The organism is Chthonobacter albigriseus, from assembly GCF_013839445.1.
Classification (GTDB): domain Bacteria; phylum Pseudomonadota; class Alphaproteobacteria; order Rhizobiales; family Pleomorphomonadaceae; genus Chthonobacter; species Chthonobacter albigriseus.
In genome coordinates this window covers 237,775-257,888 of the sequence record NZ_JACDIT010000005.1, presented here as the reverse complement: position 1 = coordinate 257,888, position 20,114 = coordinate 237,775, and the positions used below count along the sequence as shown (strand labels likewise).

Below are 20,114 nucleotides of genomic sequence, written 5' to 3'. Positions count from 1 at the left end.
ACCGCTCAAGGGAGCGAGACGCTCTCGTCGCCGCCGGTTTCCGCCTGGATCCACCGCGCCACGCCCCGCCCGGCCGCCACGATCGGCACGACCTCGATCGAGGGCTGGCTGTAGGGATGGTTGGCCACCACAGCCGTAAAGATCGATTCCACGTAGTCGTCCGTGGTCTTGGCGAACAAGAAGACCTCCGCGTCCTCGTTCACCTCCCCCTTCCAGCGGTAGACCGACGTCACACCCGGCATGATGTTGACGCACGCGGCCAGCCGTCGCCCCACCAGCAGCCGGGCGATCGTCTTGGCCGTGTCGAGATCCGGGCACGTAACCGTGACCAGCCTGAGATCGGAATCAGTCGCAGTCATTGCACCCCCATGCCGCGTTTCCTTTTCGCTTTCACCATGCTAGCGAAACGGCGGGCGGGCGTGAACGACGCCCGAAAGTTTTTTCAGGTTTCCGCCGAGGTCAGATGCCGAGAAGCGCGATCCCGACCTTCGACCGCATCGCGTTCGTCGCCAGCGACACGGCGGAGGCGATCGAGGCGAAGGCCGCCCTCATCGATCTCTATGGCGACACCGACCCGGCGGACGCCGACGTCGTCGTCACGCTGGGTGGCGACGGCCTGATGCTGACCACGCTGCACGCCTTCATGAACACCGACAAACCGATCTACGGCATGAACCGCGGTTCCGTCGGCTTCCTGATGAACGAATTCCGGCTGGATTCGCTGCGCGAGCGCCTGGCCAATTCGGTGGTCTCGGCCATCCATCCCCTGATCATGACGGCCGTCGACGCCGCCGGACAGAGCCACGCCGCCCGCGCCATCAACGAGGTGTCGCTGTTGCGCCAGACCTACCAGGCGGCCAAGCTCCGGATCGCCATCGACGGCAAGGTGCGCCTGGAGGAGCTGATCTGCGACGGTGTCATGGTGGCAACCCCCGCCGGCTCCACCGCCTACAATCTCTCGGCACACGGCCCGATCCTGCCGATCCACGCGCCGCTGCTGGCGCTGACCCCGATCAGCCCCTTCCGCCCCCGCCGCTGGCGCGGCGCGCTGATGCCGAACCGATGCTCGGTGGTGATCGACGTGCTGGAACATGAGAAGCGCCCGACCAGCGCCGCCGCCGACCACACCGAGATCCGCGACGTGGTCAAGGTCACCGTGCGCGAGGACCACAAGCAGCGCAGCCTCATCCTGTTTGACCGCGACCATTCCTGGGACGAACGCATCCTGGCCGAGCAATTCCGATATTGAGGCCAGAGGTTACCGCCGGTTAATCGTAATTCCACACGGTGGTACAAACCGGCGGTTCGGAACCCTTCCTTAAGCGCGCCGCCACATCATCCCAGGCGAGTTCGGCTGCCGAGGCCGACGCCGCGTCCGCATGATCTGGGATTGAAGAATTTCATGCCGCCACGTTCCAAACCGGTCGACCTGATCGAACCCCGGAACGACCTTCGCAAGAAGGTGCGGGAGATCCCCGGTTCGAACCCCGCCGACGACCCGGTCGCCCGCGCCGAGGCCGCCCTGAAGACCTTGTCCGTGCAGTTCGATGGCTGGATGGAGGCCGAGGTCGACACCATCGCCGCACGCCGTCTGGCCTGGGCAAAGACCGACTATGCCGACGGCCCCAAGCGGGAAGAGTTCTACCGCTCCGTCCACGACCTCAAGGGCCAGGCGGCCACGCTGGGCTTTCCGCTCGCCGCCCATGTCGCCGGCAGCCTCTGCAGCCTGCTGGAGCGCCTGCCCGGCCCGTCGCTGCTGCCGCTTCCGCTGATCGAGCAGCATGTGGACGCCGTTCGCGCCATCTTCCGCGAAAAGGCCAAGAGCGAGACCGACCGCATCGGTCAGGAACTCGCGCATGCGCTGACCAAGGTCGCCGACGAGTATCTTGCCGAGCACGGTACGCCGCTGACGTAGCGGTTCTCCGCCCCTCTCGGGGATCTCGCCCCCTCGACGTTCAGGCGGCCCGACGGGCGACCTGCGGCGCATCTCCGGCCAACTCCCGCAGCGCGTCCTCGTAGGCCTTGTCCAGGTCGTAGACGTCGATGGCGTCTGCGATCGCCAGTTCCAGATCCAGCGAATCCAGCGCCGCGGCGAGGTCGGCCTCGAAATCGTGCTGGGTCGCGGTGGTCAGCGCCGTCGCGTGATAGATCGCCGCGCCGAGATCGGCCTGCGGCTCCGGCTCTATCCGGACGGCCTGCCGGGTGGCCGATTGTGCCGAGCGAGGGAGCGACTCCCGGTGGTCGGGGGCTTCAGTCACGATGATGTCCTCCGCATGGGGCCGCAGCAGCGCGTGCCGGGCATTCGCCACAAAGGCGCGTGCCGCCTCCCGGGCGGCCTCGGACGCAAGCCGCCGCAACAGGGCGAGCAGATCGTCGATCTCGCCAGGCGCGAAGCTCTGGTACCGTGTCAGGATCCGTTCGATCATCCGGCGGGCGAACCGCTTCTCCTCGCCGGGCGCGCCGTCGAAATCGGTTTCGCGCCAGACTTCCAGCGCGATGAGGAACGCCTTGTGCGAGCGCTCCGGCAGCTTCGCCTTGGTGAGCAGCGAGGAGAGGACGCTCTCCCGGCCGCCGACCAGGATCGAATAGACCCGCGTCGACGGCAGCCCGGTGAGGCTGGCAAGCGCCGCCTCGAAGAAGCGGATCTGCCCGCTGCACATCGCCCGGATGAGAAGCGCCGTCGTCAGCTGCCCGGTATCCCGCAGGTGATCGACCAGGCTGACGATCTCCTCCTCGTCGGCCTCCATCAGCAACTGGATGGTCGCCCGGTCGCAGGCGTCCCGCATGGTGTCCTGCAGGCGGCGCCCGCCGGAACTGACCGCATCGCAGCGCGCATTGAAACGCGTCACCAGAAGCGCGATCACCGACTGGCGCACGTTGATCGGCAGGTCGGTCCGGGCGAACAGCGCTTCCCGCACAGCCGGGTCGTCGCCGAAGCGGCGCGCCATCGCATGGAAAGCCTCCTCGTCGATGTCGCTGCCGTCGTTGCGCACCAGCGCCAGCACGGCATCCTTGGACGCTGTCTCGGCGATCAGCGCGGACACCGTGTAAGGAACCCAGGGCCGGCGCGCGACCGCCACCTGCGTCCGGCTCGCGCCACTGCGGACCCCGGTGAGCAGTTCGGCCTCCAGAAGGCACGGCGAGCGCCGGAACAACGGCTCGGACACGTCCGACCGGTCGTGCGCCAGGGCGACCACCAGATGCCGCGGCGCTTCCTCATAGAGCGCCAGCGCTTCGGCCAGCGCCCGCCGGACATCGGCGGAGGGATCGTCGAGCATGACCGTGAGCGCGGCGTCCAGCGCCTCGCGCTCGTCCGGCGATATCTCTCCCATGAAGAACCGCTGCACCAGCGGCGCAACCGCTTCGGCCCGCGCGTGGGGCGGAGCCGTATCCAACCAAGCAAGGAACCGGAACACCAACATCGACCCTAGTCCCGCCATCCGAGTGGGCCGTGCTTCGGCCCTTGGAGGGAGCGTGGCATGCGAGGGTTAACGTTCGGTTCACCCTGTTTCTTCAGCGGGCTTTAACCGTCGACGTCCTGAGGACGCAGGAAGGTGGAAAGGTCCAGGGGCCCGCGCTGCTGCTGGCGAAGCGCGACGAACTCGGCCAGCGACGGGTTGGCCCGCATCGCCGGCGGCAGCGGAACGGACGGCCGCTCCTCGTCCACGAAGCCGCTGGTGTCTTCCGCCGCAGCGACATCGAACAGCGCCGGCGCGAGCTGGTAGACCTGGAACGCCGGTGGCCGCTCGGCGCTTGCCGTTTCCGTAGGCGTCGATCCGGCGAAGAGGGCCTGGAAGGCGGTTTCCCCGCGCGAGGCGAACCAGCCCTGGTCCACCCGGTCGGAGGCAGCCGCAAAGGCGAACGCGCCGCCGCTCGGTGCGCTGTCGGCGCTCTCCGGCATCGGATCGGCGAAAGCCGTCACCGTGGCGGGCACCGCATCCGCTTCACCGCCATGCTTGGCGACGAGGTTGGCGTAGACCTCCGAAACGCTGCGCGCGCGGCCCTCGGCGAAGAAAATCGACTTGTTGGCGGCCGCCTGCTTGGGAAAAAGATCCGCGGCCTTGGCCTGCGGCACCTGCGCCGCCACCGCGATCAGCGAGGCCGCGCCGCGGGCGCCCAGGAAATGGGCGATATAAAGCTCCCCGTCCGTGACCGGCCGGCCGAGGCGCGCAGACAGGTAGCCCGCGTTCCGCCGCGTCAGCGCCCCCGCCATGGTGGAGGCGACCTCCGGATCGTGCCTCAGGTTCAGGATGGTCTCGCGCAGCGCCGGATCTGCGACACGGTATCGCCCGTCCGCACCCATTTCGATGGCGTCGGCATAGGAACCGAGGCCGAATTCGGAACCGGATTGCTTGACGGTTTCCAGCCACGTGCTTTCGATGAACTGGAACAGGCCGGACGCCGACGACGTCTTCGCCTTGGCCGTCGGATCGAGGGAGGATTCACGCTGCGCCGTCTTCAGGAGATAGTCGAACGAGGTTCCCGTGGACTGGCTCGCGGCGTCGAACGCCTGCGCGATCCGATTCCCCGTCTGGACGGACGTCGTCGGGGCGGACTGGGTGTTGAGCCACTGGAAGCCCGGCATCATAGGAGGTCACCGGTCGGAACACGCGTTGACCATCTTCTCCGCCCCCATGGTTAAGGAAGGGTAAACCGGTGAGACGTTCCCTGCCGCCTGCGTTGCTGAATGCAACAAGCTGGACCTGGTTGGAGGCCGGCTTCCCGGCGATGGCCGGACCCTCGCCGACCGTCCGAGCCTGGGACGATCCAGGTCCTGCGGACCTGCTCGCCATCCCCGCCGGGGCCGACGAGGCGATCCTTTCAGCCGCGGTCACCCGCGGCTCGGCCGCGCTGCTGCTCACCGATTGCCACTCCGCTGAGGACATCGGACGGCTCGCCGCCCGCCTGGCGGTGGCCGAAGCCACCCTCGGCCTCGATGACGGCGTCACCAGCATCGTGGCGCTGCTCGATCATCCCGCCGGCGTGCTCCAGGCCGCCTCGATCGCTTCGGCGTCCCGCCGCCTGCTCGCGATCGGCCTCGATCCCGCGGCGCTGGCCGCGGCCCTCGGAACGCCGCCGGATTCGCCGACACCGGCTTTGGACACCGCGCGCGGCCTCGTGCTTCTGGCCGCCGCGGCGGCGGGCCTGCCCGCGGTTATCCGCCTGCGCGGCGCCGACGTGCTGCGGACGGAAGTCGCCCGTGCCGCTGGTTTCGCGGTGGTCGTCGGGCCGCCGCCCGGCGCCGTCGCCTGACGCCTCAATGCGGCGCGGGCCGCGCCATTTCGAAGGTCTCGTCGATCACCGCGTAGTCGCGATAGCCGAGCCGCGACACCGGCCGGAGCTTGGCGACGTCGACCAGCCCGTCCGTCAGGATGTCATCCGCGATGTGGACGCCGACGACCTCACCCAGGACGAGATAGGCGCCCACCGGCCCGCCGCCGCTTCCCATCAGCGGGATCGTCTGCAGGTGGATGCATTCGAGCGCCGCCTTCGCAAGCGCCACGCGCGGCGCGGCGACGAGCTCCGAGGCAGCCGCGGCGAGCCCGGCCACGGCGAACTCGTCGACCTCCGGCGGCGCGGTGACCGACGAGGCGTTCATCGCCTCCTTCAGGTCCTCGCTGACGATGTTGCAGACGAAGCCGCCGGTCTCTGCGGCGTTCCGCACGCTGTCCTTCATCCCCGAACCGGAGAAGCCGACGATCGCCGGCTTGGAGGAGAAGGCGTTGAAGAAGCTGTAGGGGGCGAGGTTCCGCACGCCGGCCGCCGAGACGGTGGAGATCCAGCCGATCGGCCGGGGCGCCACCAGCGCCAGGAACGGATCGTGCGGCAGCCCGTGCGGCTGCCGGCGCGGATCGTAGAACATCAGTCGCTCCACGCGCTGACGATGTCCGCCAGAGCCGGACGCGGACGGTCCTGCGCCGGAACGGTTGGCGTGCCGATGTGGACGAGGCCGGCGAAGCGCTCCCCCTCTTTCAGCCCGAGAATCCGCCCGGCTTCGGCGTCGTAGCTCGGCCACTCCGTCAGCCAGCAGGCCGCGTAGCCCATCGCATGCGCGGCGATCACGAGGCTCATCGAGGCGGCGCCCGCCGACAGTTGCTGCTCCCAGATCGGGATCTTGACGTGCTCGGCGGCGCGGCTGACCACGCCGACGACCAGCGGCGCCCGCGCAAGACGGTTGCGCTCCTCTTCCAGCCGCGCCTCCGGTAGGCTCGGATCGCGTTCGGCCAGCAGCTGTGCCAACTTTTCTCCCGCGCGCCGGCGGCTGTCGCCGCGGAACAGGATGAACCGCCAGGGCGCGAGCTTGCCGTGGTCCGGCACCCGCGAGGCGATCGTCAGCAGCGTCTCGATGTCGGCGTCGGAGGGAGCGGGTTCGGCCAGAAAGGCAGCGGGGATCGAACGACGGGTCTTCAGAAGCGTCAGCGCATCGGTCATCGGGGGTCCGGAGAAGGTCTGGAGGTTGACGATCGTCGCCCGGGCCGTGGGGCCATCCGCGCCAGCTGCCCGGCCGCGACTTGAAATCGCCACGAACAGTATCGATCAACGCGACGAGCAGCTATAACAATCGCGTGTCGAAGAACGGGTGGCGGACCGGTGGGGACGAAAGACGCGGCAACGGCTTTGCATGCGATCCGGGCGAGCCTCCGGCGATGGGGTCTGGCCGCCCTGACGGCGATCCTGATCCAAGCCGCGGGCGCGGCCGGCGCGCAGGAGTTCGACCCCAACCACCCGATCCCGCCGGCCGACATTCCGGCCGTCCCGACCGAGCCACAGCTGCCCGCCGATCCGCTGCAGTCCCAGGGCCTCGACCCCACCTTCGGCCTGCCGAGCACCGATCCGCTGCTTCCGCAATCCGCCGCGCCCTATGCCCCGCCCGGCAATGACCCGAGCACGGGCCCGACGCTGAACCCCCTGCCCGACCTGACGCCGACGGTCGTCCTCACCGCGCGTCTCGTCGAGGGCGGCGCACCGCTGAAGTCCGGCGTGGTCTGGCGCATCTTCGGCGTCCAGGCAGGCAGCGACGGCGCCCTGCCCCTGGTGGCGACCACCGCCGGCGGCGTCGCGGACATCCGTCTGCAGGCGGGCGTCTATCTCGCCCACTGCAATTTCGGCTACGCCTCCTCCACCACCCGCATCGAGGTGCGCGAGGGCGTGCAGGAAGAGAGCGTCGTTCTCAACGCAGGCGGCCTGAAGCTGCTGGCCTTTGCGGAGGATCGCCCGCTCCCGGTCGAGGATGTCCGCTTCGACATATACTCGCTGGAGATCGACGGCCAGGGCGAGCGCAAGGCCGTGGCCCTCGACGTCGCGCCCGACAAGCTGCTCCGCCTCCCGGCGGCGACCTACCACGTGGTCAGCCGCTACGGCGAGGTGAACGCCCGCACCCGCGCGGACGTGGAGGTCAAGGCCGGCAAGATGTCTGAGGTCACGCTCTACCAGAAGGCCGCCGAGGTGACGCTGAAGCTCGTCGGCGAACCAGGCGGCGAGGCGATCGCCGACACCCAGTGGTCGGTGCTCACCCCCGGCGGCGACGTGGTGACCGAGGGCGTCGGCGCTTTTCCGTCGTTCATCCTGGCGTCCGGCACCTATACCGTTGTCGCCAAGCACGACGAAGCGCTGTTCCAGCGCGAGTTCGAGGTCGAGACGGGCCGTGACGCGGAGATCGAGGTGCTCGCCGCCTCCACCAGCGCGACCCAGTAGCCGGGCGCCCCGGAAACGAAGAACGCGGCGCACCGGGCGCCGCGTCTGGTCTGCTCTCCCGATCCGCGCCGTCGATCAGGCGGCGCCACTGCCGAAGGCGAAGCGCGTGGCGGGCGTCGGAGCCGCCGCGGTTTGGCCGGGCACGTTCGGCGCATAGAGGCCACGCCGGTCCTGCACCGGCTTGAAGGCGTCGGTGAGCCCCACCACGGTTTCGGCCGCGCCGAGCACCAGGAAGCCGTCCGGCGTCATCGTCTTCGACACTCGGCTGAGGATGTCGGCCTTGGTCGGCTGGTCGAAGTAGATCAGCACGTTGCGGCAGAACACGATGTCGAACTGGCCAAGGCCCGCGAAGCTCTCCAACAGGTTGAACTTCTTCCACTGCACCATGCTGCGCAGCTCGTTGGAGATCGTCCATTGGTCGCCGTTCTGGACGAAGTACTTCAGCAGCATCTGGATCGGCAGGCCGCGCTGAACCTCGAACTGGCTGTAGACGCCGGCCTTGGCCCGGTCGAGCACCTCGTTGGAGATGTCCGTGCCGACGATCTCGATCCGCCAGCCCGCCAGCTTGGAGCCCATCTCCTTCAGGCACATCGCCAGGGAGTAGGATTCCTGACCCGTGGAGGCCGCAGCGCACCAGATGCGGATCTGGCGCTTCATCGCCCGCCGCTCCAGCATCGCCGGCATCATCACCTGGGTGAAGTGGTCGAACGGCACCTTGTCGCGGAAGAAGAACGACTCGTTGGTCGTCATCGCCTCCACGACCGCGTCGGCGAGCATCGACTCGCGCGGGTCGCGCAGCTTGGCAACCAGCGCGGTGATCGAGGCGAGCCCCGACTTCCGGGCCACCGGCAGCAGCCGGCTCTCGATCAGGTACTGCTTCTCGTTGGAGAGCACGAGGCCTGAGCGCTGCTTCAGAAACTGGCGCAGGTAGTCGTATTCGGCTGGCGTCATGGACGGCCCCCCAGAAGCACGCGAGAGACCTTCCGGCCGATTTCGGGGAGCGGCAGCACGTCGCTGCACATCCCCGTGTGGGCGGCGGCTCCGGGCATGCCCCAGACGACGCTGCTTTCCTCGTCCTGGGCGATCACACTGCCCCCGGCACGGCCGATGGCCGAAACGCCCTCGGCACCGTCGGAACCCATGCCCGTCAGCACCACCGCCAGCGTGGCGTTGCCGTAGATGTCGACCACCGTCTTGAACAGCGGATCGACGGCCGGCTTGCAGAAGTTGATCGGCGGTCCGTCCTGCAGGCGGATGACGACGTCGCCGCCCTGCTTGGCGAGCACCATGTGCCGCCCGCCGGGCGCCACGTAGATCCTGCCCGGTTGCAGCACCTCGCCGTCCTTGCCCTCGGCGGCCTGGCGGCCGGCGGACTTGGACAGGTGCTCGGCCAGGATGGCGGTGAAGGTCGGCGGCATGTGCTGGGTGATCACCACCGGGACCTGGCCGATCGCCGATCCGATCTCGCCGAACAGGGTGTTGAGCGCCTGCGGCCCGCCTGTGGACGAACCGATCGCCAGGATGCGCGGCTTGACCATCGAATAGCTGCGGATCGTGAACGACGCCGACTTCGACCGGGCAGGCGCCGGCTCCGCCGGGCGCGACGTCGCCATCGGCATGCGCACCCCGGCGGTCGGCATGGCGATGCCGCCGGTCCCGCTGCGTCCGGCGGCGCGGGATCTGGCCCGCTGGCCGAGGTTGACGACCTTGTCGACGAGCTCGCGGCGGAAGTCCACCGAGGTGGTGACGCCCGAGTTGTTCTCCGGCTTGGGAACATAGTCAGCGGCGCCGAGCGAAAGCGCCTTCAGCGAGATCTCCGCGTTGCGGCGCGTCAGCGTGGAGGCCACCACGACCACCAGGTCGCGCTTCTTCTCCAGGAGGAGCGGCAGCGCGGTCAACCCGTCCATGTCGGGCATCTCGATGTCGAGGATGACGACATCCGGGTTGGACCGGATCACGTCCTCCACGGCCAGCCGCCCGTTGCGGTGGCTCGCCACGACGGCAAGGTTCGGCTCCTCGTCGATCCAGCGGCCGACCAGGCCACGGATCACGACGGAGTCGTCGACCACCATCACCCGTATCGGGTTCGTCACCGCGCCTGCGGTGCCGGAATTGCGTTGAATTGCAGACATCCTGTCGCCCCCAGCTTCCGTCGTCTTCCAAGGGCTCAGATGAGTCCGACTTCCTGGAACTTGGCCTCGACGATCTCGCGATCGAACGGCTTCATGATGTATTCGTTGGCGCCGGCACGGATGGCCCGGGCGATGTGCCCGACGTCGTTCTCGGTCGTGCAGAACACCACCTTCGGTCCCTGTCCGCCGTCCAGCTTGCGCAGCTGTCCAAGGAACTCCAGGCCGTCCATGACGGGCATGTTCCAGTCGAGAAGGATGGCGTCCGGCATGTGCTGCTGGCACTGCTCGAGCGCCTGCTGACCGTCCTCCGCCTCGGTGATCGAGAACGACAGGTCTTCCAGGATGCGACGGGCGACTTTGCGAATGACGCTCGAATCGTCGACCACGAGACAGTGCTTCATAGCTAACTCCATTGCTCCGGACGGTTCGCCCCCCGCCGGATCGTCAGGCTGCGATCTGGTCGAGCATTCGACCGAGAACGCGTTCCACATCCAGTATGACCATCAATTGCCCTGACAGACGGTGAACGCCGCCGGAAATTTCCGCCCAGCGGCGGTCCAGATTCGCGGGATTGGCCTCGCGGCCGGCGTTTTCCAGGGTCAGGACCTCACCGACCTCGTCGATGATCAGTCCGTAGGACTCGCCGCGGTACTCGATGCCCACGGCCATGATCCCGCTCTTGCCCTCGCGCGGCGGCACACCGAGGCGCCGGCGCATGTTGATGGCCGTCACGATTCGGCCGCGCAGGTTGAGGACGCCGGCGATCTCCGGCGCCGACAGCGGCACGCGCGTCATGCTCTCCGGCACGAACACGTCGTGCACCTTGTGGATCGGCAGGCCGAACAGCTGGCCACCGATCACGACGGTGACGTACTGCGTGGTGTCGGAACGGGCGTCATTGTCCGCGGCGCCCGGGACGGTGGTGTCTTTGGTGCTCATGCGGCAATTCCGAGTTCGGGGCTGGTGACTTCCTTGAGGGCTGCGATCAGGCCCGGACGATCGAACTTGGCGACGTAGTCGTCGAAGCCCGACTGGCGACCGCGTTCGATCGAGGCCGGTGTGCAGAGCGCCGACAGCGCGATGATCGGCGTCGTCTTGAACCGCGCATCGCGGCGCAGCATCTCGGCGAGTTCGAAGCCGTTGACGCCCGGCATCTCGATGTCGGAGACGATCACGTCGAAGCGTTCGCCTTCACCAAGCCGCCGCATCGCTTCCGTCGCCGAGGCGCAGGTCGTCACGTCGAAGCCGGCAGCCTTCAGCACCGGCCCGAGCATGTTGCGGAAGAACGGGCTGTCGTCGATGAACAGCAGCGAGCGCGTGAGCGCGGCGGACGAGATCTCCTTGCGGGTGAACCAGTCCTCGAAGGCCAGCGGCAGGAAGTGGCCGATGTCGATGATCTCGGTCGCCTTGCCCTTGATGACCGCCGAACCGAGCACGCCCTGCATGTCGGAGCCGACCTCGATGTCGAGCTTCTCTTCCACGATGTCGACGATCTCGTCGACCACCAGGCCCATGGACCGGCCCGCGTCGGAGAACACCAGCATCGGCTGGGTGCCTTCCATCCGGCGCTGGACGCCGTGGTTGAGGTAGACGAGCGGCATCAGCGAACCGCGGTACTGGACCAGGTCGCGGCCGTTCGAGTGCTCGATCTTGTCGATGTCGAATTCTTCCAGACGCGTGACCAGCGACAGCGGCACCGCCTTGGGCTCCGGCGAACCGGCGCGGAACAGCAGCATGGACACCTTCGCCTGGTCGTCGCCGCCGCGAACCTTGTCGCCGTCCGTCTTCTCGTTCAGGTCGGCCGCGATCGCCGTGCCGATGGCGCCCGCCACCCCGTTCGGATCGATGATCATGATCACCGAGCCGTCGCCGAGGATGGTGTTTCCGGAGAACATGGTGATGTCGCGGAGCATCTTGCTCATCGGCTTCACCACGATTTCCTCGGTATGGAACACGCCGTCGACGACCACGCCGAAGGTCACGTTGCCCACCTGCATGACGACGATGAAGCCGTCGTCCTCGCTCTTGCCCTCGCGATCTTCCTGGATCCCGAGCAGCCGCGCCAGCGGCACCAGGGGCAGCAGCTTGTTGCGCAAGCGCAGGACCGGGGTGTCCTTGATCCGCTCGATCCGGTGCTCCGAATTGGTCTGCACGCGGACGAGTTCGACCACCGAGAGCTGCGGGATCGCGAACCGGTCGCCGGCGCTCTCCACGATCAGCGTCGAGACGATCGCCAGCGTGAGCGGGATCTTAATGGTGACCGTCGTGCCCTTGCCGGCCGTCGACTTCAGGTCGATGGAGCCGCCGATGAGCTCGATATTGGTGCGCACCACGTCCATGCCGACGCCGCGGCCGGACACCGAGGTGACGGCGGCGGCGGTCGAGAAGCCCGGCGCGAAGATGTACTTGAAGATCTGGCCCTCGGCCATTTTCTCGAGCTCGGCCTCTGAGGCCAGCCCGTTCTCGATGACCTTCGACTTGATCTTGTCGACGTTGAGACCGCGCCCGTCGTCGGCGATCTCGATGATGATGTGGCCGCCCTCGTGGTAGGCGGAGAGGCGGATCGTGCCCTTCTCCGTCTTGCCCGACTTCTTGCGGTCCTCCGGCTTCTCCAGGCCATGGTCGGCCGAGTTGCGGACCATGTGGGTGAGCGGATCCTTGATCAGCTCCAGCACCTGGCGGTCGAGCTCGGTCTCGGCGCCGATCATGTCGAGTTCGATCTGCTTGCCGAGTTCCTGCGCCAGATCGCGGACGATGCGCGGCAGCTTCTGCCAGGCGTTGCCGATCGGCTGCATGCGCGTCTTCATGACGCCTTCCTGCAGCTCGGCCGTCACGTTGGAGAGGCGCTGCAGGGGAACCTTGAACTCGCTGTCCTCGTGCCGGCGGACGATCTCCAGCAGCTGGTTGCGCGTCAGCACGAGCTCCGAGACCATCGTCATCAGATGCTCGAGGGTCTCCACGTTGACGCGGATCGACTGGCTGGACACCGAGCCCTTGCCGTCGCCCTTGGCGTCACCCTCGCCATCCTTTTCGTCGAGGGCGGCAGTCTTGTCGGTCTTGTCCGACTTCGACGGCTGCTTGTTCATGCGCGCTTCGATCTCCGCGGCGACGCGGGCAAGATCGATGCCCTGCTGCGGTACGCCGGTGGCGGCGGACTCGGCTGCCGCGGCCGCCGTGATCTCGGCGACCACCTGAGCGGCCGGCGTGACGTGAACTTCCGGTTCCGTTTCGCGGAAGGCGCGCTCCAGTTCCTCCAGCGAGACTTCGCCGGGTCGCAGCTCGCGATCCAGTGTCGGCGGAACCACGATCTCCACCGGCGCTTCCTCGGCCGCCTTCTTCTTGGCGGCCTTGCTGTCCTTGGCCTTCTTGCCTTCGGCCTTCGCGGCTTCTCCGGCCATCGACATGGCCTCCAGCTGCGCGATGAGGTCCGTGTCCTCGCCCTTCGGCTCGTCGCCTTCCAGCGCCTCGAGCTCGGCGAGAATGCCCTTGATGCGATCGATCGTCTGCAGGATCAGGCTGACGGCGTCGGAGTTGACCGGAGCGCCCTCGCGGAACTTGCCCATCAGGGTCTCGGCGGCGTGCGCCAAGGCTTCCAGGCGGGGCAGGCCCAGGAATCCGCAGGTTCCCTTGATGGTGTGAACCAGTCGGAAGATGTTGTCGAGAATGCGGGCGTTGTTGGGTTCTTGTTCAAACTTGACAAGCTCGACGTCGACGACGTCGAGAGACTCGTTCGTCTCGGTCAGGAATTCCCGCAGCAAGTCATCCATGTGTCACCCCCGGCACCGTTCCGCCTGCAGGGTGGCGGATACGGTAGATACGACGTGGTCTGGGTCGCTTTTGGGGAGTGTGGGATCAAACGGTTAAGATAGGCTGAAATCCCAATGGTTGAATGCGTTCAAAGCCGAAAGAACTACGCCGCATCTACGGGAGCTATTTGCCGTGCTTCAAAGATGACAGTCTCTTCAGTCTTCGAAATGGTTACCAGAAGTCCAGCATCGCGAGCGAGCGCCCCGGCGTAATAGGGTTGGATGGCGTGCGCATCGAGTCCATCGGTGATCCGGCCCTCGATCAAGTCGGCGACTCGCGGCGGAATGCGCGCGGCAGGACCTGTCGCCTCGATGATCTGCGTCGGCACCGGCAGGTCACCCTCGGTGCGGACCACCACCTTGCCGCCGCGCGGGATGGCATGCAGCGAGACGAGCAGCAGGTTGAGCATCAGCTTGACCTGGTTCTTCGGCAGCAGCCGACGCTGCGCCTCCCACACCAGATCGGCCTTCTCGCCCTCCATGTAGCGCTTGGCCACCGTCTCCGCGTCACCGAGGTCCACCTCGGCGCCCGCCGATCCGGCCGCGCCGAAAGCCAGCCGAGCGAACTGCAGCTTTGCGGATGCGGTCTTCGCGCTCTTGCGGATGAGGTCGAAGGCGATTGCCTTCATCTCCTCATTGTCCTCTTCGTCGAGGATCTCCAGCCCGTTCGTGATCGCACCCACCGGGGAGATGATGTCGTGGCAGACCCGCGAGCAGAGCAGAGCGGCGAAGTCGAGCGCCTCGATCTTGGTGGGTTCGGTCATGGCCGTCGATTTCCATGGGTGCGCTGTCAAGGACGCCCGCGGATCCGAATCGGATTCGCGGCCTACTCTTGTGATTACAGTCAGCGGGCACGGCTGCCAACCTTTAGAGGCCGGTCAACGGCTGAGCGTGTCCAGCAATCCCGGCCAGCGTGCCTCCGCCAGTGCCGTATAGCCGGCGGGATCCTTGAGGAAGGTCTCCCGGTCGGCCGCCGTCGCGAACAGGTGGACGCGGTTGGCGTGCACGGCGAACAGCGTCGGGTCGCTGGCCTCCAGCCTCCCTCCCGCAACCGCCACTGTGTTGTAGCCGCCGTAGGCCGGCACATAGACTTTCGGTGCGTCGATGAAGGCTGCGGCATTGCCGGCGTTGGAGAACCGCCAGTAGGCCCCGTCGTAGACGGCCTCGAACTCCCGCACGCCGCGCACGGCCTTGCCGTCCACGAAATAAGCGACCGGATCGTAGCCGCCGAGTGCAAGCCCGGTATAGGCGTCGTGCACATAGCGATCGGAGATCGCACCGACGGCCCGGGTCGCTGGCAAAAGAGCCGCGAACACCCAGAGCACAAGGGCCGCCCCTTGCAAAACCCGCCGTCTTGCTGCCGGAATTTCAGGAGACATGGGAGATGTGGCGTGTTGATTCGACGCGTTTCGTCAGCCACAAGATTAGGCCGTCGCGATGACGAGCCCGTTAACGCGCGCCTGGCGACCGGAGGTCGTCGACCATGGGGAGTGATCGGATGAAGTCGAGCCTGACCGGGATCTGGCGCCAGGTCCTTGCCGCCGTGGCGGTCCTGATGCTCACGCTCGCTCCGGCCCCGGCCCAGCAGGCAACCGGCACCGGCTTCTCCGCCAACGAACTCGTCGACACCGGCAACGCCTTCTTCGGCGAAGTGTCGAGCGGCCTCGCCTCGGTGATCGAGCGGTCCGTCAGCGCCTATGGCCAGCCGAACGGCTACATACTCGGCCAGGAGGGCAGCGGCGCGATTTTCGGCGGCCTGCGCTACGGCGAAGGCACGCTCTACACCCGCAACGCCGGCACGCACCGGGTCTACTGGCAGGGCCCCACGCTCGGCGTGGACCTCGGCGCCGACGGGGCGCGGACCATGATCCTGGTCTACAATCTGCCGTCCGTGCCTGCGCTCTACACCCGCTTCGGCGGGGTCGCCGGCTCCGCCTACCTCGTCGGCGGCTTCGGACTGACCGCCTTGCGCGCTGGCGACGTGACGCTGGTGCCGGTCCGCTCCGGCCTCGGCGCCCGCCTGGGCATCAACGTCGGCTACCTCAAGTTCACCCCGGAAGCGACCTGGAACCCGTTCTGAGGGTGCCTACCGCCGATCCGTGCGTCCTGGGCGGCGGAGTGGCGCCCGTCCGCCGCGAGTCTCCAGGAAAGAATTCCGCCCGCGCGATGCATCCGGCCGTGCGCAAACCCCGCCGGAACCTTGACCCGCCCGCCGACTTCGACGGATGCTTGTCGCCACCCGAGTTGCGGGCCGACCGACTCGACAGAGCGGAACGCCCGGCTAGTAGACGCCCGTCGCGGGCGGCAGGTCTGGATCCATCGTGATCGAAAGCGCCCTCGTCTTCGCTCTGGGTCTGCTCACCGCGGGCCTTGTGGCGCTCATCGTCTTCCCGGCCTTCACCCGCCGTGCCGCCCGTCTGGCGCGCCGGGAGGCGGAAGCGCGCCTGCCGCGCAACATGAACGAGATCACCGCCTCCCGTGACGCGGTCCGCGCCGTCTATGCCGCCCGCGTCGCGCGCGCGGAGGTGGAGGCCCGCGAAAGCCGCGATGCCCTGATGGACGAGAGGCTCGCCAGATCGGAGACGGAAACCCAGCTCGCCGCCGCCCGTGCCGAGAAGAATGCGCTGACGACTGCGCTCTTGGAAACGGAAGGCCGGCTTTCCGCCGCCCACGAGACGATCCGCAACCGCGAGGAGGCCCTGGCTCAGGCAACCGCCGACGGCCGAGAGCTGGAGCGCCGCGCGGTCGCCGAGGCGAGCCGGCTGCGCGCGGCCGAACGGCGGATCCAGGAACTGGAGATGGGGATAGACAGGGCCCGGGCCGACCGTCAGGCGCCGGACATCGATGCCACTTGGACCCCGGTGGCTCCGGACGAACGGGCGCCCGATCGGCCGTCCTCGCCGGCGCAGCAGATCCCGCACTCCTTCCCCGACGTCGCCGACAGGCCGTCGACCCCGGCAGACAACGGCGCCCTCGCCTCCGCGTTGCAGACCCTGCGCCTCGGCCGCGACCGGCTGGAGCGGGAAGCCCGAAGCTTCGGCGCCCCGCGCCCTGCGGCGCCGGAACCCGAGCCGGCGCCCGTCGGGGAGGTCCCGGCAGCCGCCGCCCACCTCCTGCCGGCGTCGCAAGCTTCCGGCGCGAATCGCGGAGACGGCCTGGGTGACGCCCTGGTCGCCCCGATGCAGATCACCGAGATCGCCCGCCGGATCCGGCGCGGCCGGGAGCGTGGTGGCGCCGCCGAGGCCGAGGAAACGGCCGCGGCGGCACAAAAGCTGTCCGACCCCGAACGTTAAGCGGTCAGGAACCGCCGTTCATCGCGGCGACCAGCGCGTCGGCATTGTGCTTCATCGCCTCGATGTAGGTCTCTCCACCCTCGCCCGGCCCCGACAGCGCGTCCGAAAAGAGGCTTCCGCCGACGGTGGCGCCGGCCTCCCGGCCGATCTGCTCCACAAGACGCGGGTCCACCATCGTCTCCAGGAAGAGCGTCTTCACGCCGGTCTCCTTGACCTGCGCGATCAGCTTGGCGACGTCCTGGGCGGAGGCTTCCGCATCGGTCGAAACACCTTGCGGAGCCAGGAACGTCACGCCGTATTCGCGGCCGAAATAGCCGAACGCGTCGTGGCTGGTCACGATCTTGCGCCGCTCGGCCGGGATTGCGGCCACGCGGCTGCGGATGTCTGTGTCGAGCGCCTTCAACTCCGCCACATAGCCCTCGGCATTGGCTTGGAACACCGGGCAGCCCTCCGCATCGGCCGCGCAGAGGCCTTTGCGGATCTCCTCCACGTAGAGCACCGCGTTGGCGACGCTCTGCCACGCATGCGGATCGAAGGCGCCGTGGTCGTGTCCGTCCTCGTGCTCAGCCTTGGCGGTCTCTTCGTGGTCATGCCCGTCGTGGGTCTCGGTCCGGGCAACTTCCTCGTGGTCGTGCCCGTCCTCGTGCCCCGCTTCGGCGTGGTTCTCGTGCCCCGCTTCGTCCTCGTCCACGCCCTCGATCGGCTTGATTCCCGCGGCGGCCGTCACGATCGGGCCCTTGTACTCCGAGGCCTTGATCAGGCGGTCCAGGAAGCCCTCGAAGCCGAGGCCGTTGACCACGACCACGTCCGCGCCGGCCACGGTCCGCGCGTCCCGCGGGGTCGGCTGATAGACGTGGGCGTCGCCGTTCGGTCCGACCAGCGTCGTCACTGCGACCCGCTCGCCGCCGACGCGAGCGACCATGTCGCCAAGGATGGTGAAGGTGGCGACCGCCTTCAACGGTTCGGCGAAGGCATGCCCGGGCGAAAGGGTGGCAATCACGGCAAGCGAGGCGAGCAGCTTCGTCTTCATCGTCCGTTCTCCGGATGGGATGGCAGGGTTCAGGCCGTACGGTGGGCCCTGGGCAGGCTTCTCGGGATCACCCCGCCCACAGGCCCGGCCAGCAGCGAGACTATGTAGAAGCCGCCGGCGACCAGGATGATCGCCGGTCCCGACGGCAGATTGAGGTGGTAGGAAAGCAGCAGCCCGATCGCCGAGGACAGCACGGCGATGACGAGCGAGATGACGGACATCGCGCCGATCTCGCGCGCCCAGAGCCGGCTGGAGGCGGCCGGCAGCATCATGATGCCCACCGAAAGCAGCGTTCCGAGCGCCTGGAAGCCCGCGACGAGGTTGAGCACCACCAGCACCATGAAGACGAGGTGCACCGTCGCCCCGGTTCCGCTGACCACCCGGAGGAAGGCGGAATCCACGCACTCGATAACTAGCGGCCGCCAGACCAGGGCGAGCGTCAGCACCGTGGCGGACGAGACCAGCGCGATGAACTGCAGCGCCGCGTCGTCGAGGGCCAGCACCGTGCCGAACAGCACGTGCATCAGGTCCACCGAGGATCCCTTCCAGGACACGATCAGCACGCCGAGCGCCAGCGAGATCAGGTAGAAGGTGGCGAGCGTCGCGTCCTCGCGAAGCACCGTGGTGCGCGCCACCAGCCCGCTCAGCACCGCGACGAGCAGGCCGGCACCGATGCCGCCCACCGTCATCGCGAAGAGGTCGAGCCCCGAGATCAGGAAGCCGATCGCCGCCCCGGGCAGGATCGCGTGCGCCATCGCATCGCCCATCAGGCTCATCCGGCGCAACAAGAGGAACACGCCGACCGGCGCCGCACCGACGGCAAGCACCAGCGAGCCCGTGAGCGCCCGTCGCATGAAGGCGAAATCGGCGAACGGGGCGATCAGCAGATCGTAGGCCGTCATGCGTGGACCTCGTCGACGCTGCACACCGGCGCGTGGTCGTCCCACGCCTCCTCCATGCTGCGCGCGGCGCGCAGGTTGGACGCCGTCAGCACGGACGCCGTCTCGCCCCAGGCGATCACGTGCCGCGCGATCAGCAACGTCTGCGGGAAGTGATGGCGCACCTGCTCCCGGTCGTGCAGCACGGCGACCACGGTCCGCCCTTCGGCGTGCCAGTCGGTGACCAGGTGGAGCAGTTCCTCCACCGTCCGCTCGTCGACCGCGGTGAACGGTTCATCCAGCAGGATCAGGGGCGAGTCCTGCAGCAGCAGGCGCGCGAACAGCACCCGCTGCACCTGACCGCCGGATAAGGTGTCGAGCGTGCGCCGCTCGAAGCCGGCAAGTCCGACGGTGGCCAGAGCACCGGCGATGCGTTCGTCCGCCGTTCTGTCGAAGCCGCCAAAAAGTCCCACCGAGCGCCACAGCCCCATGCCGACGAAATCGAACACCGGGATCGGAAAGGAGCGGTCGATTTCGCTCTGCTGCGGCAGGTAGGCGATCCGCCGACGCGGGCAGCCTTCCACCGAAACCTTGCCGCCGAGCGGCCGCAGTGCCCCGACGGCCGCTTTCAGAAGCGTCGACTTTCCCGCCCCGTTCGGCCCTACCACGGCCGTCAGACTGCCCGGCGCGAAGCGGCCCTCCACATGATGGACGGCCGGGTGCCGGTCGTAGCCGATGGTCGCGTTGGTGAAGGTGACGGCGGCCGAATAGGGTCGGGCGCGAGGAGATTCCAGTGCGGACATGCGTCCCCCTTCAGCCGGTCACGGACAGGGTAGCGACCCAGATCACCGCGACGATCAAGAACCCGATCACCAGCCGTCCCGCGGCACCCATCCGCAGCAGCGATGGCCGGACCACGACCATGCGCGTGGTGACGACCGGTTCGCCTCCGGATGGGAACAGGCGCGCAGCCGGATGGGTATGCCCGTGGTCGTGACGGTGGTGATGCCGATGACCGGGATCGTCGTGCGAATGGTCGTGGTGTGAATGGTCGTGATCGTGATGCGGGTGACCAGGCGCGCGAAGCGGATCATCCAGGGCGCTTGCGGCGCTCTTCCGGGCCTGAAGGTCCGTCGCCAAGGTCACCGTCGCTCGTTCCGCCATACTGGTCTCCGGGACCCCGCTCCCCTTCCGATCCGATGTAACACTATAACATTACATGGTCAAGCGAGACTCCACCGTGCCTTCTAGGGGACTGCCGTGGATCACATCCGGTCCGG

General features: G+C 67.9%; 22 protein-coding genes. 6 read left to right on the top strand and 16 right to left on the bottom strand.

Going from position 1 to position 20,114, the window contains the following annotated elements; translation table 11 throughout:
* Nucleotides 1-5: 5 nt before the first annotated feature.
* A complete protein-coding gene (gene cutA / locus HZ321_RS15145; protein WP_181703220.1) occupies nt 6-359 on the bottom strand; it encodes a divalent-cation tolerance protein CutA in 354 nt (117 codons plus the stop codon).
* Nucleotides 360-463: 104 nt separating this feature from the next.
* Between cutA and HZ321_RS15140 the strand changes: the two genes are divergently transcribed.
* Both HZ321_RS15140 and HZ321_RS15135 read left to right on the top strand, forming a co-directional pair.
* The gene (locus tag HZ321_RS15140) at nt 464-1,249 is read left to right on the top strand and encodes an NAD kinase (RefSeq protein WP_181703219.1); all 786 of its coding nucleotides are present in this window, start codon (nt 464-466) and stop codon (nt 1,247-1,249) included.
* Between the two features lie 153 nt (nt 1,250-1,402).
* Entirely contained in the window at nt 1,403-1,915 is a 513-nt protein-coding gene (locus HZ321_RS15135; protein ID WP_181703218.1) for an Hpt domain-containing protein, read from the top strand.
* Nucleotides 1,916-1,955: 40 nt separating this feature from the next.
* Here HZ321_RS15135 and HZ321_RS15130 read toward each other — a convergent pair whose 3' ends face one another.
* Both HZ321_RS15130 and HZ321_RS15125 read right to left on the bottom strand, forming a co-directional pair.
* Complete coding sequence (locus tag HZ321_RS15130) at nt 1,956-3,422, bottom strand: DUF2336 domain-containing protein (RefSeq protein ID WP_181703217.1); 1,467 nt, start codon at nt 3,420-3,422, stop codon at nt 1,956-1,958.
* Between the two features lie 101 nt (nt 3,423-3,523).
* Nucleotides 3,524-4,588, bottom strand: a complete 1,065-nt coding sequence (locus HZ321_RS15125) for a transglycosylase SLT domain-containing protein (protein WP_181703216.1) — start codon at nt 4,586-4,588, stop codon at nt 3,524-3,526.
* 68 nt (nt 4,589-4,656) lie between these two features.
* On the opposite strand from HZ321_RS15125, the gene HZ321_RS15120 reads away from it, so the two are divergent.
* On the top strand, nt 4,657-5,253 hold the full coding sequence (locus tag HZ321_RS15120; RefSeq protein WP_181703215.1) for an aldolase/citrate lyase family protein: 597 nt from the start codon (nt 4,657-4,659) through the stop codon (nt 5,251-5,253).
* A gap of 4 nt (nt 5,254-5,257) precedes the next feature.
* Here the strand turns inward: HZ321_RS15120 and HZ321_RS15115 are convergent, their stop codons facing one another.
* Together HZ321_RS15115 and HZ321_RS15110 are read right to left on the bottom strand one after the other, a co-directional pair.
* Nucleotides 5,258-5,863, bottom strand: a complete 606-nt coding sequence (locus HZ321_RS15115; RefSeq protein ID WP_181703214.1) for a flavin reductase family protein — start codon at nt 5,861-5,863, stop codon at nt 5,258-5,260.
* The gene (locus HZ321_RS15110) at nt 5,863-6,432 is read right to left on the bottom strand and encodes a nitroreductase family protein (RefSeq protein ID WP_181703213.1); all 570 of its coding nucleotides are present in this window, start codon (nt 6,430-6,432) and stop codon (nt 5,863-5,865) included. Before HZ321_RS15110 ends, HZ321_RS15115 begins: the two co-directional genes overlap by 1 nt.
* Before the next feature lie 159 nt (nt 6,433-6,591).
* Between HZ321_RS15110 and HZ321_RS15105 the strand changes: the two genes are divergently transcribed.
* Nucleotides 6,592-7,695 carry a hypothetical protein gene (locus HZ321_RS15105; RefSeq protein ID WP_181703212.1) on the top strand — a complete coding sequence of 368 codons (1,104 nt, stop codon included), beginning with the start codon at nt 6,592-6,594 and terminating at the stop codon, nt 7,693-7,695.
* A gap of 75 nt (nt 7,696-7,770) precedes the next feature.
* Here HZ321_RS15105 and HZ321_RS15100 read toward each other — a convergent pair whose 3' ends face one another.
* The 7 genes from HZ321_RS15100 to HZ321_RS15070 form a co-directional block, all read right to left on the bottom strand.
* On the bottom strand, nt 7,771-8,646 hold the full coding sequence (locus HZ321_RS15100; RefSeq protein WP_181703211.1) for a CheR family methyltransferase: 876 nt from the start codon (nt 8,644-8,646) through the stop codon (nt 7,771-7,773).
* Nucleotides 8,643-9,827 (bottom strand): protein-glutamate methylesterase/protein-glutamine glutaminase, encoded by a 1,185-nt coding sequence (locus HZ321_RS15095; RefSeq protein WP_181703210.1) that lies wholly within the window; start codon nt 9,825-9,827, stop codon nt 8,643-8,645. Before HZ321_RS15095 ends, HZ321_RS15100 begins: the two co-directional genes overlap by 4 nt.
* Before the next feature lie 35 nt (nt 9,828-9,862).
* Complete coding sequence (locus tag HZ321_RS15090; RefSeq protein WP_181703209.1) at nt 9,863-10,228, bottom strand: response regulator; 366 nt, start codon at nt 10,226-10,228, stop codon at nt 9,863-9,865.
* Between the two features lie 43 nt (nt 10,229-10,271).
* Nucleotides 10,272-10,766 carry a chemotaxis protein CheW gene (locus HZ321_RS15085; RefSeq protein WP_181703208.1) on the bottom strand — a complete coding sequence of 165 codons (495 nt, stop codon included), beginning with the start codon at nt 10,764-10,766 and terminating at the stop codon, nt 10,272-10,274.
* Nucleotides 10,763-13,594, bottom strand: a complete 2,832-nt coding sequence (locus tag HZ321_RS15080; RefSeq protein WP_181703207.1) for a hybrid sensor histidine kinase/response regulator — start codon at nt 13,592-13,594, stop codon at nt 10,763-10,765. Before HZ321_RS15080 ends, HZ321_RS15085 begins: the two co-directional genes overlap by 4 nt.
* Before the next feature lie 143 nt (nt 13,595-13,737).
* Entirely contained in the window at nt 13,738-14,397 is a 660-nt protein-coding gene (chpT, locus tag HZ321_RS15075; protein ID WP_181703206.1) for a histidine phosphotransferase ChpT, read from the bottom strand.
* A gap of 114 nt (nt 14,398-14,511) precedes the next feature.
* Nucleotides 14,512-14,934, bottom strand: coding sequence for a YHS domain-containing (seleno)protein (locus HZ321_RS15070; RefSeq protein ID WP_181703205.1), 423 nt, complete (start codon nt 14,932-14,934; stop codon nt 14,512-14,514).
* Nucleotides 14,935-15,188: 254 nt separating this feature from the next.
* Between HZ321_RS15070 and HZ321_RS15065 the strand changes: the two genes are divergently transcribed.
* Complete coding sequence (locus tag HZ321_RS15065) at nt 15,189-15,713, top strand: DUF1134 domain-containing protein (protein WP_244635903.1); 525 nt, start codon at nt 15,189-15,191, stop codon at nt 15,711-15,713.
* A 241-nt stretch (nt 15,714-15,954) separates the two neighbouring features.
* The gene (locus HZ321_RS15060) at nt 15,955-16,926 is read left to right on the top strand and encodes a hypothetical protein (RefSeq protein ID WP_181703203.1); all 972 of its coding nucleotides are present in this window, start codon (nt 15,955-15,957) and stop codon (nt 16,924-16,926) included.
* Nucleotides 16,927-16,930: 4 nt separating this feature from the next.
* On the opposite strand, the gene HZ321_RS15055 is transcribed toward HZ321_RS15060, so the two are convergent.
* Genes HZ321_RS15055 through HZ321_RS15040 form a run of 4 tightly spaced genes read right to left on the bottom strand, consistent with a single transcriptional unit; the run spans nt 16,931 to nt 19,998 of the window.
* Nucleotides 16,931-17,956 carry a metal ABC transporter solute-binding protein, Zn/Mn family gene (locus tag HZ321_RS15055; protein ID WP_181703202.1) on the bottom strand — a complete coding sequence of 342 codons (1,026 nt, stop codon included), beginning with the start codon at nt 17,954-17,956 and terminating at the stop codon, nt 16,931-16,933.
* Nucleotides 17,957-17,985: 29 nt separating this feature from the next.
* Complete coding sequence (locus HZ321_RS15050) at nt 17,986-18,858, bottom strand: metal ABC transporter permease (RefSeq protein ID WP_181703201.1); 873 nt, start codon at nt 18,856-18,858, stop codon at nt 17,986-17,988.
* Complete coding sequence (aztA, locus tag HZ321_RS15045) at nt 18,855-19,637, bottom strand: zinc ABC transporter ATP-binding protein AztA (RefSeq protein WP_181703200.1); 783 nt, start codon at nt 19,635-19,637, stop codon at nt 18,855-18,857. The genes HZ321_RS15050 and aztA overlap by 4 nt, the downstream gene beginning before the upstream one ends.
* A gap of 10 nt (nt 19,638-19,647) precedes the next feature.
* The gene (locus HZ321_RS15040) at nt 19,648-19,998 is read right to left on the bottom strand and encodes a hypothetical protein (protein ID WP_181703199.1); all 351 of its coding nucleotides are present in this window, start codon (nt 19,996-19,998) and stop codon (nt 19,648-19,650) included.
* Nucleotides 19,999-20,114 lie beyond the last annotated feature (116 nt).